This window comes from Brevibacillus sedimenti (genome assembly GCF_020923495.1).
GTDB lineage: Bacteria > Bacillota > Bacilli > Brevibacillales > Brevibacillaceae > Brevibacillus > Brevibacillus aydinogluensis.
The window spans coordinates 1897109-1913821 of the sequence record NZ_CP064048.1 but is presented as its reverse complement, the minus strand read 5'-3'; the positions used below and the strand labels follow the sequence as shown (position 1 = coordinate 1913821).

Genomic DNA, 16713 nt, shown 5'->3' with positions numbered 1-16713 from the left:
GAAAGCTAACGGGAAAGGGCCGCAACGGGTGTCCCCTCCGTCTGTTCAAACGTGCTGCCGGGCTGTTTGGAGAGGGTGGCAAACAGGGAAGCGCAGCGCTTGCCGATCTGCGGCCAGTGCATGGCGGAGCCGACGCGGCCGATCTTTGCCTCCCAGTCCCGCCTCAGGCTGTCGTCACGCAAGAGCGACGCGATTTTTTCCGCCCACCGGTCGGGCTCGCCATACGGAATCAGCAGCTCGTCGCAGCCCTCCAGCAAATCCTGGGCATAGCTGTACGGCGTGCTCAACACCGGACGTCCCAGCCCGACGGCATAGGCCAGCGTGCCGCTGGTGATCTGCTCCATTCCCGGGTAAGGGGTGACGTACAAATCGCACGCCGTCAGAAATTGGACCAGTTCCGCTTCGTCCACGTACCGGTCGATCATCACCACATGGCGTTCCAGGCGGTTTCGCCGGATCAGCTCCATCAGCTCCTCCCGGTACGCTTCTCCTTCCCGTTTCTTCACTTCCGGATGGGTTTGGCCGACCACCGCGTAGAGCAGGTTGGGGACATCCTTGACCGCTTGCGGCAGCGCCTCCAAAATCAGTTCCAACCCTTTTCCGCGGCTGAGCAGGCCAAACGTCATCACGACTTTTTTATCCGCCCAGTTCAACCGCTGCCGAACAGCCTCCCGCTGCTGCGGGTCGGGGACGGGGGTGCCGTGCGGGATAAACGCGATTTTCGCTTCCGGAATCCCGAACGACTGCCGCAGATAGCCGACGGCCCGGCGATTCATTACGACGATCCGATCGCTCCGTTCGGCAATCTCCCGCTGAATCGACCGGTACGGTTCCTTAGGCGAGGCAAACACGGTGTGGAAGGTCGTGACCAGCGGTTTTTTCAGCTCGCGTACAAAGTCCAGCACATACGCCCCTGCTTCCCCGCCAAAAATGCCAAACTCATGCTGCAGGGAGACGACCGACACGCCGCTCGCGTTCACTCTCTGCGCCATCGCCCGATACGCCTCCCTGTCGTGTTTGGCAAGCGGCCACAGCGCCTGATCGTTCCCGTACTCCTGTTCATCCCCGTCGGTCATCACGATCACCGGGTCCGCTGCGTTCCACAGGTTCGCCTGTTTCACGTAATGCCGCAGGTGATGGGTATACGTCGCCAGTCCGCACCTTTTCGGAACGTACGTGCTCATGTAAGCCACCTGGATCATCCTTGTCCTCCTCCCGCTGTCCGGTTCATCACCGCTTCATGCAATATGTGGCTGGCTTCCAGCTCCAATCCGTATCCAATGATGCAGTTTTTCAACTGGGCCGCGTCACGCACCTTGCAGCCGTTCCACATGATCGTTTCCGAGCAGCGGACGCCCTTGCCCAGTTCGCAGCCGTCGCCGATCACCGCATACGGTCCAATCACGCTCCGCTCGCCGATTTTTACCCGCCGGCCGATCAGCACCGGCGGCACGATCAGCACGCCTTGGGCGACCTCGCTCTCCTCCCCGATCAGGATGCCCGTGCCGTGTTCTTTTTCTCGCAGCGGCAGGGACAGCTTGCGGTCCAAGAGGTCCCAGTGCACCTGCCGGTAACGGTTTTTCGTCCCCAGATCCATCCAGTAGCCGTCGATCAACGTGCCGTAGACCCCCACGTTCCGTTCGATCAGCAGCGGGAACGTCTCCCGTTCGATCGAAACTTCCCGTCCCTGCGGTATCCACTTCAGCACCTCTTTTTCCATCACGTAGATACCGGCGTTAATCCGGTTGGACGGCGCCGACTCCTTGTCCGGCTTTTCCACGAAGCGGATAATTTCCCCGGTGTCACGCTGTTCCACCACGCCGAACTGCGACGGGTCATCCACCTCGGTCAGCCCGATCGTGACGCCTCCCTTGTGCTTCACGTGGAAGTCCAGCAGCGGGAGCAGCGAGACCTGGTGAACGATGTCCGCATTGACCGCCAAAAAACGGTCGCTCAGCAGTGTTTCCGCGTTTTTGATCGCCCCTGCCGTGCCCAACAGTTTTTTTTCCACGGCGTATTCGATGTTGACGCCCCACGCCTGTCCGTCGCCAAAGTACCGTTGAATCATTTCCGGATAATGCTTGACGGCAATCACAAAATCGACGATTCCCTGCTGTTTGAGGTGAACGATGAGATGCTCCAGCCACGGGCGGTTTCCCACCAAAGCCATTGGTTTTGCCAGATTTTCCGTCAGCGGTCTCAGCCGGGTGCCCAAACCACCCGCCAACAGCAATGCCTTCACGAGTCATCATCCTCCCTTTTTTGAGAAAATAAAAAAGAAGCTTGCACATAAACGAAATCTTTTACCTTCATTTGGAAAAATGAGAAATAAAAAATTTCCATTTATGAACAATCTTCTTTTTTGTTACACAGCACTCAGGAACTAACAGCGATGTGCCGTATGGGTTCTGGAAAGACAACGGTAACGTGCGGCGTCGAACCGGCTGAAGCCTGTGTTCTTCACGCTTGTCGCACCACTACTGTTAGCACTCGATTGGTGTGAGTGCTAACAATTCATATGGTAAAATTATGATAACTTCCTGGCAACCGTGGATTTCAGCGATTTTTCCCGACTTTCACTAAAAATGAGGATATTTCCCACATTACAATTCGTTTTCTCCATACTCTTCCATAAATCTCGCTATTAGGCCGTTTTTTTGTAGACTTGTCCCTCGTCGCATTGGTCGCAAACGCATGAGCTGCCGAGGAAGAGCGGCCCGTTGTGTATGCGGTACCCATTTCCAAAGCGCCTGGAGCCGGGCAGACAGGTTTTTCCCAGCCCTCCCGAACATGACACACAGCTGTCACGGACGCCGGTCAACTGTCTGTGCCATAATAAAATCTGTACCATAGCAAAAACGACCCTGCGAGGGGCCATCGCTCAAGGAAAGGAACCAAAGCTGATGAACAACATCCGCACGATTCGCGAAGAACTGTTGAAACACCCCGTGTACCGGGAGATCAACACGCCCGAGCGCGTCCGTATCTTCATGCAGCACCACGTGTTTGCTGTATGGGACTTTATGAGCCTGTTGAAACGGCTGCAGCGGGACCTGACCTGCACGGAGGTTCCCTGGATGCCGTCCCGACACAGCCAGTACGCCCGTTTTATCAACGAGATTGTGCTGGGCGAGGAGACCGATGAAGACGGTCAAGGCGGCTATGCCAGCCATTTCGAATTATACGTGGAAGCGATGAACGAATGCGGCGCGGATACCGGTCCCATCAATCGCTTTCTGGCCGAACTGCAGGCCGGACAAGACCCGCTTGCAGCGCTCAAGGCCGCGGAAGTTCCGGAATCCGTCTTTCGCTTTGTCCGCCATACCCTGGACCTGGCGAAAAACGGCGGAACCCACGAAGTATGCGCTGCCTTCTTCTTCGGACGGGAAGACATCATCCCGGACATGTTTCAGGTGCTGGTCGACGAACTGAACCGAAACGGCCAGTCGACCAAACGGCTGAACTACTACCTGCAGCGGCACATCGAACTGGACGGGGACGAACACGGCCCGCTGGCGGAAAAGCTGCTGACCGCCTTGTGTGAAGACTCCCCGGAAAAACAGGCGGAGGCGGAACGAACGGCCGTGCAGTCGCTTCGTGCCCGCATCGATCTGTGGAACGGAGTGCTGGCCGTACTGTAGCCGCACCGGAGGAACAGACGCAAAAAACCGGACGGTACCCGTCCGGTTTCCTCTGCACTCATCCCGTACTGACTTCCTTTTTCCCGAAAAACGTCTTGAGCGCTTTGTACACTTCCCCCTTTTCCCGGATCACACAGTGCATGAACTTCGGATCTTTGATGTGCCGGAAGGCGGACATCAGGGTAGAGTGCCGGTTGTACTGATTCACTTCTCCATATCCAAATATGTTGCAGCGTTCCATCAATTCCTTGACCAGCTTGACGCATCGCTCGTTGTCGGACGTCAGATTGTCGCCGTCTGAGAAGTGGAAGGGATAGATGTTGTACTGGGACGAAGGATAGCGGCTGTCGATGATCTCCAATGCCTTCTTGTAGGCGGAGGAGCAGATCGTGCCGCCGCTCTCTCCTTTTGAAAAAAAGACCTCCTCCGGCACTTCCTTGGCTTCGGTATGATGAGCGATAAAGACCATTTCCACCTTTTCGTACTTGGTGCGAAGAAAACGCACCATCCAGAAGAAAAAGCTGCGGGCGATGTACTTTTCAAACACGCCCATCGAGCCGGAAGTGTCCATCATGGCGATGATGACGGCGTTGGAATGCGGCTTGACGATCTCCTCCCACGTCTTGAAGCGCAGGTCATCGTCGCTGATGCCCAACTCCAGGTCGTTGTAACCGGCCAGGGCATTGCGGCGGATGGCGGCGAGCAGCGTCCGTCTTTTGTCGATGTTGCCCATCAACCCTTTTTTGCGGACGTCGTTGAAACGCGTCTCCTCCACGATGATCCTGTCCTCGTCCTTTTGCTGGAGGTTGGGCAGCTCCAACTCGGCAAACAGCATCTCTTCCAGCTCTTCGACAGTAATCTCCGCTTCAAAATAATCGACACCCGGCAGATCGCCCGCTCCCTGTCCCTTGCCAGGGCCCTGGGCAGCGTCCCCGTCTTTGGCGATGACGTCGCCCACTTTGCTGTCTCCTTTGCCCTGACCGCCGTGCTTTCCCTTGTGAAAGTTAAAGCGGAGCCGGTACTCATCCAGGGAACGGATCGGGATTTTGATCACTTCCCGCCCGTTGGACATGATGATGTTTTCCTCACTGACCAGATCGGGCAGGTTTTTTTTGATCGCTTCCTTCACTTTTTCCTGATGCCGGTTCTGATCCTGGTATCCTTTGCGGTGCAGCGACCAGTCTTCCCGGGAGACGACGAACGGTGACGAATCTTCCATACAGACTCCCCCCTCCTGCTGGCGCATCTTCGGCGAATGGGCTTCCCTGGCAAGCCAGCTCCGGGTGCCCCGCGAGCACGTTATCTGTTCAGCAGACTGCCGACATACCGGAGAAGCTCATTGGCGCACACAGGGCAGTAGCGGTGTTCATCGATCAGCCGTCTGGTCACCTCGTTGATTTTTTTCAACTGGTGTTCGTCCGGTGTTTTGTTGGAGGTGGTAATTTTTACCACATCTTTCAAATCGGCGAACAGCTTCTTCTCAATCGCTTCCCGCAAGCGATCGTGCGTGCTGTAGTCAAAACGCTTCCCTTTGCGTGCGTAAGCCGAAATGCGAATCAGGATTTCTTCGCGGAACGCCCGCTTGGCGTTTTCTGAGATGCCGATCTGCTCCTCAATGGAGCGCATCAGGCGCTCATCCGGGTCCATCTCTTCGCCGGTAACGGGGTCCCTTATTTTATTCATATTGCAATACGCTTCCACATTGTCCAGGTAGTTGTCCATGAGCGTTTTCGCCGATTCTTCGTAGCTGTAGACAAACGCTTTCTGCACTTCCTTTTTGGCCAGTTCATCGTACTCCTTGCGGGCCATGGAAATGAAGTTGAGATATTTCTCACGTTGTTCCTTGGTGATGGAGGGGTGTTGGTCAAACCCGTCCTTCAGCGCACGCAGGATGTCAAGCGCGTTGATGCATTCCGTGTCCCGGCGAATCAATGCGCTGGAGATCCGGTTGATCACATAGCGCGGGTCGATCCCGGACATCCCTTCGTCCGGATATTCGTTCCGCAATTCCTCCAGATCGGAGCCTTTGAATCCTTCCACCGACTCTCCGTCGTACAGGCGCATCTTTTTCAGCAGATCAGCGCCCTGTTTTTTCGACTCCTTCAGCCGCGTGAGGATGGAAAAGATGGCGGCGGCCCGGAGCGCGTGCGGCGCGATATGGACGTGGCCGAGATCAGACTGCTTGATCAGCTTGGCGTAGATCTTTTCCTCGTCGCTGACGCGCAGGTTGTACGGAATCGGCATGACGATGATCCGCGACTGCAGCGCCTCGTTTTTCTTGTTGGCGATAAACGCCTTGTACTCCGCCTCGTTGGTGTGGGCGATAATCAGTTCGTCTGCGGAAATCAGGGCGAAACGGCCGGCCTTGAAGTTGCCCTCCTGGGTAAGCGAGAGCAGGTGCCAGAGAAACTTTTCGTCGCATTTCAGCATTTCCTGGAATTCCATCAAGCCGCGGTTCGCCTTGTTCAGCTCCCCGTCAAAGCGGTATGCCCGCGGGTCCGACTCGGAGCCGTATTTGGTGATCGTGGAAAAGTCGATACTCCCGGTCAGGTCCGCGATGTCCTGAGATTTCGGGTCGGACGGACTGAACGTGCCGATGCCGACGCGATCGGCTTCGGAAAAGAGGATACGGCGAACGGGAAAATCCTCAATGCGCCCGCCGTATTCCGTCTCCAGCCGCATGCGGTTGTACGGGGTCAGTTCCCCTTCAATTTTGATTCCCAGTTCTTCCTCAATCTCCGGCCGCAGTTCGCGAGGGATCAGGTGGAGCGGTTCCTCGTGCATCGGGCAGCCGTCCAGCGCGTACACAGCGCCCTCATCGGTGCGGGTGTACTCCTCCAATCCGCGTTTCAGCAGCGTCACGATGGTGGATTTCCCCCCGCTGACGGGTCCCATCAGGAGCAGAATCCGTTTGCGTACATCCAGGCGGCGGGCAGCAGAGTGAAAATACTCTTCCACCAGCCGCTCGATCGCCCGATCCAGTCCGAAGATCTCCCGACTAAAAAACTTGTACGAGCGGGTGCCGTCTTCGTTTTCTTCGACTCCTGCTGCTTTAATCATGTTGTAGACCCGCGCATGTGCGGTTTGGACGATCTTCGGATTTTTCCGTACCATCTCCAAATATTCGGCAAATGTGCCTCTCCACATCAGTTTTTCTTCACGGGCCCTGTGCTCGGCGATGCGCTTTAAAATGTCCATGCTCGTCTCTCCTCCTTCATAAGCCCCTCTCTCTTCGCGAACAACAGTGTACTTTCATGTATATGTCCGACTGGGGCCACGCATGCGCATGGTCCCGTTCCATCGGAGCAGGATGCACAATCCTTTTCATATGTGTATGCACAATGACAACACATGTTTCAGCCCTCCCGTGACAAAACTGGCCCTGCCCGGTTCACTGTCAGCCGGCGAAACATTCATGAAAATGACAGAAACGGCAAAGCGTAACTCTCTTGCAAACAGGGCAAGCTACGCTATAATGGGAGTAGTTTGGAAATACGAAAGGAGCAGTCCAACATGGGTACGTTTATCGTAGGGTTGGTCTTTGCCGCTTTCCTGTTCTTCATTCTCACGGCGGGATACAACGAGGACAAAACCTGGAATCTGTAGGACCGGGCCGAATCGTCGGCTTTCCTTTTGCCATCGCTCCCAGGAAAAAAAGCAGGCTGCCTGAATTGGGCAACCTGCTTTTTTTTGCTTCGCACTCGCGGGTGTCGGCTTGTTTTTTGGCAAAAAAAAGACCGTCGCTGCATCACAGTGACGGTCGGCTGTATTCGTGTGATTCCCCGTCTCAGCGGGCAAACACACCTGTCCGTTGGGAAATGGCGGCGTAGAGTTCTTCCAAGGTGCCCCGCTGATCGACCGGATACTGCGGTTCGCCGCGGTCTTCCAGCCAGTTGGTGACCAGAAACGTCTTCATCCCCAGCGTACCGGCAACCATGTCTTCCTGCATGTGGTTGCCGACCATTACGCATTCTGTCGGCTGCACGCCGAGCTGTTGGCAAATCTCGGCGAAGTAGGCGGGATTGGGCTTGGTGAAGTGGGATTCCTCGTACACCGTGACCAGCTCAAAGTCATGCGGCGCCAGCTCGATCCAGGCCAGCCGGTGATGAATGGCGGCGCGAGGAAAGACCGGATTGGTGGCGACGGCGACGCGGAATCCTTGCCGCTTGGCTTCCGCCACGATCCGTTTCGCCCACGGCGACGGGTAGGTCATGTGGGAAAGCTTGGGAAAAACATCCCGGTAAAACGCGTCAAACACCGGCCACAGTTCGTCCTTGTCCCACTGGCCGTGTCTGCTGAAATACTCGACAAACACCTGCTCGTTGGTCTTGTCCGGCTCCTGATTGGCAATCATCGCCTTGGTCGCGTCCCAGATCAGCGCGAGCATTTTTTCGGCGTCATAGCGGTCACCGACGTAGCGGCCCAGCTCCTTCAGATAGCCTTTGACAAACGGCTCCGTCTGCATCTCCAACAGCGTGCCGTCCAGGTCAAACAAAATGGTGGTCACCGTCATCGCATCGTTCTCCTTTTTCTTGTCGCACGGTTGGGCGGCGCGATGATGTGCTTCCTGCTGTCCGGTCCGCCTCCTTTTCGTCACCGCATCGAGCAAGATGGTCGTGTTCGGCTTGTCCGTTACGAGAGCCCGGGGAAGCCCAACTGCCTGAGCCCTTCAAACAGGACGATGGCGGCGCAGTTGGACAAATTGATGGAGCGGGTGGCGCCGCTCATCGGAATGCGGATCGTCTGTTCCCGGTACCGATCAGTCAGCTCGGTCGGCAGGCCAGTGGTCTCTTTGCCGAGGATGATGTAATCGCCGTCGCGGAAGGAAACCTCCGTGTACAGCTTTTCTCCCCACGTTTCCACGAAGTAAAAGGTGCCGGCATTCTCTCCCTGTGCCTCGACAAAGTGCTCAAAGCTGTCGTAGTGATGAACCTTTACCGCGTGCCAGTAATCAAGGCCGGCCCGTTTCAGGTAGCGGTCGTCCGTGGAAAATCCCAGCGGATGTATCAGATGCAGATGAGCCCCCGTCGCCGCACAGGAACGGGCTATATTGCCCGTGTTGGCGGGAATGAGCGGCTCGTGCAGGACAATGTGCAGTGGCATGTCAACAAACTCCTTGTCAACCGAACTTTCAAACATCCTATATTATACCGAATCCCCCATGGAGATGACCACCTTCCGAGGTGCAGGCCCCCCTCCCCGCTCTCACCCCGACGCTCACGTTGGCTGCATCCAGACAGCAAGAGGCGGTTCCTCCCATAGAGGCCGCCTCTGTTGACTCACATGCCCTGAATGTGAAAAAACGCGTAGCGGATATTTGGAGTGTAGGCCGTCGAATCCCGATAGTTCCAGTAGCGCATACGGCTGTTGGTCGTATGGGCGTTGACCAATGGCATGTGGTTGGCGTCCTTGGCCACGACGATCGTGGTGTGCTGGAACCGTCCGTCTCCGTCAAAGTCGTAACAGATCACATCTCCTGGCACCAGCTGCTCCGGCGACCGCTTCTGCACGGCACGCATCGGCGGGCCGCCCGATTTCAGCAGCAGGTACAAGCTGTGCGCCACCGCCCAACTGTAGCTCCAACTGGCCGATTTTCCCGGCCGCATCCACCAGCCGCGCCCTTTTTCCCGGGAAAACAGCATCGGGATGCCGCCCGCATAGAGACATTGCGAGATGAAATTGGTGCAGTCGTCGGTAAAATGGGGGAATGCTGGATTGGCTGAGTTCCAGTACTGCTCGGCATAGGCGACCGCCTGATCCGCTCGGTACCCCTTTGACCCGTGAACGAGTGATGGCAGCGGCATCCCTTCCTCAGTCTCGTTCATCTCCAGCCATGCATCCGAATCGTTCAATACGGCCGTGTTCATCTCCCCGTCCGGGCTCGGCTCGATCCAATCCAGCTTCCATCCCGTTCCCTGCCTGATGACGGCCATCCGCTGCTGCCGGCGCGTCTCTTTCACAAGATCGGTGCCGTGCAGCCGGTACAGCTGCCGGACGTGCCAGGCAAATTCCACTTGTACGCGCCCGTTGGACTCCAGCCAATACAGCGGCACCACGTCGCCCTGGACAGCAGTGATTTCCGCTCCCCTGTCCAGATACTGTTCCTGTTCCCGCATCCACAGCTCCCGCTGCCGCGCCCCCGCATCGGGAACAGCTCCCAACGGCTGCAGGCGCTCCCATCGGCCGTCCACCCAGCATTGTTGTACCGCATTACAGTAGTTCTGCAGGAAGTTCAGCCAATCTTCCATCCGCCTCCTCCTTTCCCCGTTGGCCCGCGCCTGTTTTCTCACAGCAGGGTTCATGCTCCGGCGCCGGCCTCTCCCTGATGCTTATGAAAGTTCGGGCCCGTTCAGAAGGACTGGGAGCATGAAAAAAGCTGCCCGGATTACCGGACAGCTCAGACTGAAGACAAACGGTTCATTGAGTTAGCGTCCACAAAAAATGATTTCCAGGCCGAAAGGCCTGCCTATTCATCAACCGAAGCGGAAGACAATGTGCATCGCATGGCGGGATGGGCCAAGCGAGCTCCTTTGACGACCGACTCAGCGGAAAAACGAAGACGCGGGAATCAACAGGGGACACAAGTCTCACTTCATCGAAACACCCAGATGTTTGTCCCCTGCCCGCGTCTCGTTTTGGAGCGAACTTCATCCGCTTCTGTGCTGGGCGGGCGTCAAGCTAGCGGGCCCGATCCCCATGCGCCGCGAACTTTGTCTACACGCTGAGCTGCCCGGTTTACCGGACAGCTTTTGGTGAATCGGGATGGAGAGACGCTGCATGTGCGCCTTCCAACGCCAGCAGGTGTGCCTTGATGGAGAGCCCGCCTCCGTATCCGACGAGCGCTCCGTTGGAACCGATGACGCGATGGCAGGGAACGACGATGGGGATGGGATTGCGGTTGTTCGCCCCGCCGATGGCCCGGACTGCTTTTGCTGCACCGATGGACAGCGCGATCTCCTTGTAGGAACGCGTCTCGCCATAGGGAATGCGGGTAAGTTCGGTCCAGACCGCTTTTTGAAACGGCGTGCCGTACATATCCAGCGGGATGTCAAACGTCTTCCGCGTACCGGCAAAATACTCCTCCAACTGCTCGCGGACAGACTGGTTTCCCTGGTCGTCCCGGCTGATGGGGACGCCCATGAAGGTCTTGCGGCACCAGCGCTGCAAGCTGGACAGAGCCTGCTCCCCGTCGCCAAATTCAATGAAGCACAGTCCGTTTTTCGTAGAAGCAATCAAAAGCGGTCCAATCGGCGAGTCCATGGTGGTGTATCCCAATACTTGTGCCATCCATCGTTCCTCCCTACCCGTTTTTTATGTGAATGGTTCTACGCGTGTGCCCCCTTGCCGCTCCTCACGTCGTGCGATTTGGCTGCTCCGGATGCACCGTGCTGGCGCAATAGGGCAAATCCTTTCTCCACTTCGGCCAGCACCTCCGGCGATGACTCCCGCTCCCGGGCCGCCGCAAGCGCCGCTTCCGCCTCTTCGCCACCGATCTTGCCCAACGCCCAGGCGGCCGTTCCCCGAATGACGGGGCGGGGATCCTCTTCGAGCAGCCGGATCAGGTCGGGAACAGCGGAGCGGTCGTGAAAATGGGCCAGCGCCAGAATGGCGTTTCGCTGAATCGGCTTTTTTCCGCGCCATGCCGCAGAGGAAGCGCCGAACGTCTGCTTGAATTCCTTGTTGCTCATGTGAAGCAGCGGACGCAAGAGCGGCTTGGCCACTTCCGGATCGGGCCGGAATTCCGCGTGATGGGCGAAGTGCTTGCCGCGGTTTTTGGGGCAAACCATCTGACAAGTGTCGCAGCCGTACAGCCGGTTGCCGATCTTCGCCCTGTACTGGTCGGGAATGAAATCTTTTACCTGTGTTAAAAAAGCTACGCACTTCTGGGCGTTGAGCTGCCCTCCCTGGACCAGCGCCCCTGTCGGGCAGGCTTCCACACACAAATTGCAATCGCCGCACCCTTCCTCCACCGGCTCGTCCGGCGGCAGCGGCAGGTTGGTGATCAGTTCACCCAGGTAGACCCATGAGCCAAACTCCGGGGTAATTAGCGCGCAGTTTTTGCCTACCCATCCCAAGCCGGCCCGCTCCGCTACGGCACGGTCGGACAAGGCACCCGTATCCACCATCGATTCCACCCGGGCGCCGGGCTCCAGTTCACAGATATACCGGGCCAGCTTGTCCAATTTCTCGCGCAGGACGTGATGGTAGTCCGTTCCCCACGCCGCTCGGCAGAGGATGCCGCGATACGCGCCCGGTTCCGATTTGGGCGGATTATCCATCTTGGAAGGATAGGCCAGCGCGATGGCAATCAGCGACCGCGCCCCATCCAGACTGAGGCCAGGATCGGTCCGCTTGTCCAGATCTGGCTCCTCAAACCCGGATTCGTAGCCTTTTTCCCGATGCTCCAGCAAACGCTCTTTCAGGGTCAAAAACGGATCGGCACTGGCAAACCCGATCTTGTCTATTCCTAACTCGCGGGCATAGGCAATAATCGCCTGCTTCGTCTGTTCCCAGTACTGCCGGTCACTCACAGTTGTTTGATCGCCCCCGTCGCCAGTTCGTCACAGCGGTTGTTCCACACGTTGTCCGCGTGACCTTTTACTTTCACGTACTGAACCTGGTGTATTTCCATCAAACGAAGCAGTTCCTTCCACAGGTCCTGGTTTTCCACCGGCTGGTTCTTGCTGTTCTTCCAACCGTTGCGCTGCCAGCCCTTGTACCACCCCTGCTGAAAGCAGTTAACCAGGTAGGCGCTGTCGCTGTACAAGGTGACCTTGCACGGCTCCTTCAGCGCGGACAGTGCCTCGATCGCCGCCTTGAGCTCCATCCGGTTGTTGGTCGTATTGGCTTCCGCACCGGACATTTCCTTTTTGTGCTCGCCGTATATCAGCACGGCACCCCAGCCGCCCGGTCCCGGATTGCCGGAGCAGGCACCGTCGGTATAAATGGTTACTTCACGCATTGTCGGGGAATCCCTCCTGTTCACTATTTATTGTACCGAAGGACAGCCGCTTCCACAAAATTTTTTGCTGCCGGGCCCGCAAGAATATGCCCCGCAGTACGGCTGTAAAAGACAAAAAGCATCCGCTATTGACGCAAAAAACCGCTTTGATATACTTCCATCGCCGTTTTTGTTATACTACCAAAAAACAGTTGAGAGACAAGGAGTGACACCGATGAAGGTACGCTTGGACTCCACAGTGGTTGAACGCCTGCCGCGTCTTTCGCTGGGCGTCATTCACTACGCCGGCGTGACCGTAAGCCCCTCTCCCAAAAAGCTGCAGGGGCGCATCAATCTGTTCGTGGAATCGCTGCGTTTGGAACGGGATCTCGCCAAACTGGCCGAGATCGAAGGCGTGCGTGAATGGCGAGCCTGCTTCAAGCGACTGGGGATCGATCCCTCCCGTTACCGTCCTTCCTCGGAAGCCCTGATTCGCCGCTTGCTGCAGGGTCATCCGTTTTTCTGGATCAACGGCGCGGTCGACGTCAACAACTTCTTCTCCGTACTGCACGCCCTGCCGTACGGCATTTACGACGAAGATCACCTGCACTTTCCGGTGGTCTGCCGTCTGGGACAAGCCTCCGACGCTTACCAGGGGCTGAACGGCCGTGACATGCAGATGGAGGGAAAACTGCTGCTCGCAGATGAGCAGGGCGCATTCGGCAGTCCGATCGTCGACTCGGTGCGCACGTCCGTCACGGACAACAGCCGCAATCTGATGCAGGTGATTTTTTTCCACGAGCACGTGTCGCCAAAACAGCGGGACGAAATACTCGGTGCGACGGCCCGCATGTTTACGGAAATCAACGGTGGCGAGGCTCAGCTCTCCTATCTCGTCACTGCGTAACCTCTCCTGGGACAACATGCCAAACAAAAAGACGGTCCGTCACGCAGAGCGGCCGTCTTTTTGCAATTCTGTCGCCGGCTCCGAATCCGCCGGCCGGGGAAATACCACGTGTTCCAACAGCAGACATACCACGACGCCGAGCAAAAGCCCGTTGCCAAACAGAAAGCTCACCAGCGGGGGAAGGTGCTGCCACGCCGAAGCCGGCACAAACATGACGCCGATCCCCACCAAGAGCGAACTGCCGCCGATCGTGATGGCCCGGTCATCCAATCGGATTGACGCCAGGTCTTTGATGCCAAATCCAAGCAACTGCGTATAGGCGATAAACATGCCGGCGTAGGCGACCGGCGTCGGCAAGGCGGCCAGGAACTGGGAGACAGCTGGCAGCATGCCAATCACCATCATCCCCGCCATCGCGGCCATGAACGGCAATCGGGCCGCCATCCCCGTCGTCTGGATCACGGCCGCCGCCAACGACAGCGGAATCATGCCGACAACCCCGGCCAATCCTGACAGGATGTGAGACACCCCGGTAAACACGCCGCCCCGATTGTACTGCTGGATGGTCGGTTCCGACTGGGTTGCCTTGCCCACGACGGACAAACTGGTGACCAAATTGGTCAGCAGGACGAACCCTGTGAGCAGACTGGTCAGGATGACCCCCCAATCCCACTTGGGCTCTCCCCAGAAAAACAGGGTGGGCAGCACCACCCACTCGTCACTGGGCCGGATCGGTTCCGTCCAGCCCACCACAGCGTACAGTCCCCATCCGATCGCCATCCCCAACAGCACGGCGTAGCTGGCCAAGCGCCTGCTGCGCAGAAAGACGAGCACCAGCGCGACGATCAAGACAGACACCAGGGCCATGCCGGGATGCACTTCCTGCGCGTGCCGGTAGCCGATCCCCAGCATGCCGGTCACAATGCTGCTGCACAAGGAAATCGCCAACAGCATCATGTAGGTACCGGACACGAGCGGCGTAAACCAGCGCTGGATTTTGCCGATCCAGCCCAGCATCCCCAACAGCAAAAACAAGCCGCCGGCCAGAATCAACCCCACCTGGAACGATTGGCCGATCAGCCGCGGCCCCATTCCCACACTGGCACCAATCTGTGCCAATATGACAAAGATGCCCCACCACAATCCAGCAGGTCCATCCATCATCGGATAGCGGTGACCCAGCCACGTCTGCAGGAAAGAGGCCAAGCCGATGAAAAACATGGTCTGCTGCATCAAGTGACTGATTTCGTCCGGCTGCAATCCGTACACGTCCCCGATCACCAACGGAATGGCGACACTGCTGGAAACCGTAACAATCAGCCATTGCATGGAGGCCAAAACGGTTGTGCCCACAGGCGGCCGTTCATGCAATCCGTAACGCATCCCCAACACCCTTTCGTTGTCAATCCGCCACTGGCATACTGACCTGCTCTGTGAAGGAAAACAGAAAGCACGCCGATTCCAGCGTGCAAAATCCGATCTCGCAAAAATAATCGTAGGAACACATCAGTCGATCATGCCTTGCCTGTGACTTTTTCATCTTACCACAAGCCCGATTCATTTGGTAATCCCAACGGGTTCGGTACAAATGTGAATACACGAGGAAACTGTACGATGCTTCGTTGTGAAACGGAGCACTCTCCTCATTTGCGGGAAGCTTGTTTGCCTGCAGAAAAATAGTCCCGCGTCGCTTGGCGAACAGGTTCAGGCAAAACATGAGCAAGCTCCTGATGCAACCACGCCAACGTCTTGCCGCGTAAATACGCGCGCATCTTCTCTTCCGCTTCGAGCATCGCGAAGCCGACGCAGCGGCGGCAGCTTTTGCAAGCGAGCACTGAGTGCACAAAAACGGCGAGTCATCACGGATGTGATGGCCGCCGTTTTTGATCGTCCATCTGTTTCAGCAGTTCGGCAGGCGCAAGGCGGTAACCAGGCTGCCTTTTGTCGCACCACCTTTCCCGGGAGGAATGCAAATCAGGCAATCGGAATCTTTAATCGAGCTCATGACGCTGGATTTGTCCTGTCCAACCGGTTCTACATACACGTGACCGTCATCGGAAACGACAGTCCGGCCTCTCACATACCGCGTGTACGCATCGGGTTTCGCATACGTCTCCGACAGTATAGCCGCAAATTCAGGCAATTGTGTTTCGCCGCACCCCTGCATTCCCAGCAGCACCGGCCGTACAAACAGATGAAAGCCGACAAAGCACGCTCCCGGATTTCCAGACAGGGCGATGCAGATTTTGCCGTCAAGAACGCCTGCAGTAGTCGGGCTTCCCGGCCTCATCGCCACTTTGTTGAATAACGTTTTCCCTTCCCACTGAAGAAACAGGTCGGCTAACACATCATAATCGCCCACGGATACGCCGCCCGTGCTGATCACGAGGTCTGCGGTGTTTACAGCTTCCGTCATCTTTATGCGGGCTTCCTCCACGTCATCGCCGATTTGCCCGAGCCATCGAGGCACGCCTCCCGCTTGTCTGACCAATCCCGCCAGCATGTGCGCATTGCTGTTGCGAATTTTTCCCGGTTGTACAGGCTCATCCACTCGCAGCAATTCCGCACCGGTAGAAAAGATGGCGACAACAGGGGAGCGGAACACCTGCACCTGGTGATACCCGTATTCCGCCAGGATTGCCATTTCGCCGGAACGAATGGTACGTCCGCGCGTTACTACCACCGCTCCTTCATGCAGCTCCGAACCGACTTCCGACACATTGGCGCCCGGCTGTATGGGTCTCGTTACAGAAAGATACGATTCCCCGTCGATCTCAAATTCTCGCGTCATTTCCAACCGGATTACCGCATCTGCCCCCTCTGACACCATCGCTCCGGTCATCGTCCTGGCAGCCGTTCCCGGCTCCAAGCGTTTTTGCGGAACAAAACCGCATGGAACGTTTTCGATCACCTTCAGACAAACGGGCTTTTCAGATGAGGCGTCCCGGATGTCGTCCGTGCGAACGGAAAATCCGTCCATGCCGGACCGGCGGAAATGCGGCAGCGGGTGTGCCGCAGCGATGTCTTCCGCCAAATACCTGCCGTAAGCCTGTTCAAGACAAACCAATTCTGTATCCAGAGGAGCAATATACGGCTCGATCATCTTCTGTGCTTCCTTTACCTGTACGGCATGTCTGCGAAACCGGTCTTGCCGTTGTTTTTGCTCGATCTTCATCTTCTCCTCCATATCGTGTCATACCGCAGAACTGGACCGGCGGCTATCC

14 protein-coding genes are annotated in these 16713 nt (G+C 57.1%); 2 read left to right on the top strand and 12 right to left on the bottom strand.

Annotated features, from left to right (window positions below):
- Positions 1 to 5 precede the first annotated feature (5 nt).
- Together IRT44_RS09460 and IRT44_RS09455 are read right to left on the bottom strand one after the other, a co-directional pair.
- The gene (locus IRT44_RS09460) at positions 6 to 1202 is read right to left on the bottom strand and encodes a glycosyltransferase family 4 protein (protein ID WP_230077818.1); all 1197 of its coding nucleotides are present in this window, start codon (positions 1200 to 1202) and stop codon (positions 6 to 8) included.
- The gene (locus tag IRT44_RS09455) at positions 1199 to 2242 is read right to left on the bottom strand and encodes a nucleotidyltransferase family protein (protein ID WP_171566578.1); all 1044 of its coding nucleotides are present in this window, start codon (positions 2240 to 2242) and stop codon (positions 1199 to 1201) included. Before IRT44_RS09455 ends, IRT44_RS09460 begins: the two co-directional genes overlap by 4 nt.
- Before the next feature lie 661 nt (positions 2243 to 2903).
- Here IRT44_RS09455 and IRT44_RS09450 point away from each other — a divergent pair.
- On the top strand, positions 2904 to 3641 hold the full coding sequence (locus IRT44_RS09450) for a DUF3050 domain-containing protein (protein WP_212133192.1): 738 nt from the start codon (positions 2904 to 2906) through the stop codon (positions 3639 to 3641).
- A 58-nt stretch (positions 3642 to 3699) separates the two neighbouring features.
- On the opposite strand, the gene yhbH is transcribed toward IRT44_RS09450, so the two are convergent.
- The 8 genes from yhbH to rnhA form a co-directional block, all read right to left on the bottom strand.
- The gene (yhbH, locus tag IRT44_RS09445; RefSeq protein ID WP_230077817.1) at positions 3700 to 4860 is read right to left on the bottom strand and encodes a sporulation protein YhbH; all 1161 of its coding nucleotides are present in this window, start codon (positions 4858 to 4860) and stop codon (positions 3700 to 3702) included.
- 80 nt (positions 4861 to 4940) lie between these two features.
- Positions 4941 to 6839: a PrkA family serine protein kinase gene (locus IRT44_RS09440; RefSeq protein ID WP_212133190.1), complete on the bottom strand. Its 1899-nt coding sequence runs from the start codon at positions 6837 to 6839 to the stop codon at positions 4941 to 4943.
- A gap of 589 nt (positions 6840 to 7428) precedes the next feature.
- Entirely contained in the window at positions 7429 to 8154 is a 726-nt protein-coding gene (locus IRT44_RS09435) for an HAD family hydrolase (RefSeq protein WP_171566574.1), read from the bottom strand.
- A 119-nt stretch (positions 8155 to 8273) separates the two neighbouring features.
- The gene (trmL, locus tag IRT44_RS09430; RefSeq protein ID WP_171566573.1) at positions 8274 to 8744 is read right to left on the bottom strand and encodes a tRNA (uridine(34)/cytosine(34)/5-carboxymethylaminomethyluridine(34)-2'-O)-methyltransferase TrmL; all 471 of its coding nucleotides are present in this window, start codon (positions 8742 to 8744) and stop codon (positions 8274 to 8276) included.
- Between the two features lie 176 nt (positions 8745 to 8920).
- Complete coding sequence (locus tag IRT44_RS09425; RefSeq protein WP_212133209.1) at positions 8921 to 9889, bottom strand: amidase domain-containing protein; 969 nt, start codon at positions 9887 to 9889, stop codon at positions 8921 to 8923.
- 487 nt (positions 9890 to 10376) lie between these two features.
- Positions 10377 to 10928, bottom strand: a complete 552-nt coding sequence (locus IRT44_RS09420; RefSeq protein WP_230077816.1) for a methylated-DNA--[protein]-cysteine S-methyltransferase — start codon at positions 10926 to 10928, stop codon at positions 10377 to 10379.
- Between the two features lie 38 nt (positions 10929 to 10966).
- Positions 10967 to 12172, bottom strand: coding sequence for a tRNA epoxyqueuosine(34) reductase QueG (gene queG / locus IRT44_RS09415; RefSeq protein ID WP_230077815.1), 1206 nt, complete (start codon positions 12170 to 12172; stop codon positions 10967 to 10969).
- A complete protein-coding gene (gene rnhA, locus IRT44_RS09410; protein WP_171566570.1) occupies positions 12169 to 12603 on the bottom strand; it encodes a ribonuclease HI in 435 nt (144 codons plus the stop codon). Before rnhA ends, queG begins: the two co-directional genes overlap by 4 nt.
- 214 nt (positions 12604 to 12817) lie before the next feature.
- Between rnhA and IRT44_RS09405 the strand changes: the two genes are divergently transcribed.
- The gene (locus IRT44_RS09405; RefSeq protein ID WP_230077814.1) at positions 12818 to 13489 is read left to right on the top strand and encodes a B3/B4 domain-containing protein; all 672 of its coding nucleotides are present in this window, start codon (positions 12818 to 12820) and stop codon (positions 13487 to 13489) included.
- Between the two features lie 39 nt (positions 13490 to 13528).
- Here IRT44_RS09405 and IRT44_RS09400 read toward each other — a convergent pair whose 3' ends face one another.
- Positions 13529 to 14872, bottom strand: a complete 1344-nt coding sequence (locus IRT44_RS09400) for a purine/pyrimidine permease (RefSeq protein ID WP_171566568.1) — start codon at positions 14870 to 14872, stop codon at positions 13529 to 13531.
- Positions 14873 to 15389: 517 nt separating this feature from the next.
- Positions 15390 to 16664 (bottom strand): molybdopterin molybdotransferase MoeA, encoded by a 1275-nt coding sequence (glp, locus tag IRT44_RS09395; protein WP_230077813.1) that lies wholly within the window; start codon positions 16662 to 16664, stop codon positions 15390 to 15392.
- Positions 16665 to 16713 lie beyond the last annotated feature (49 nt).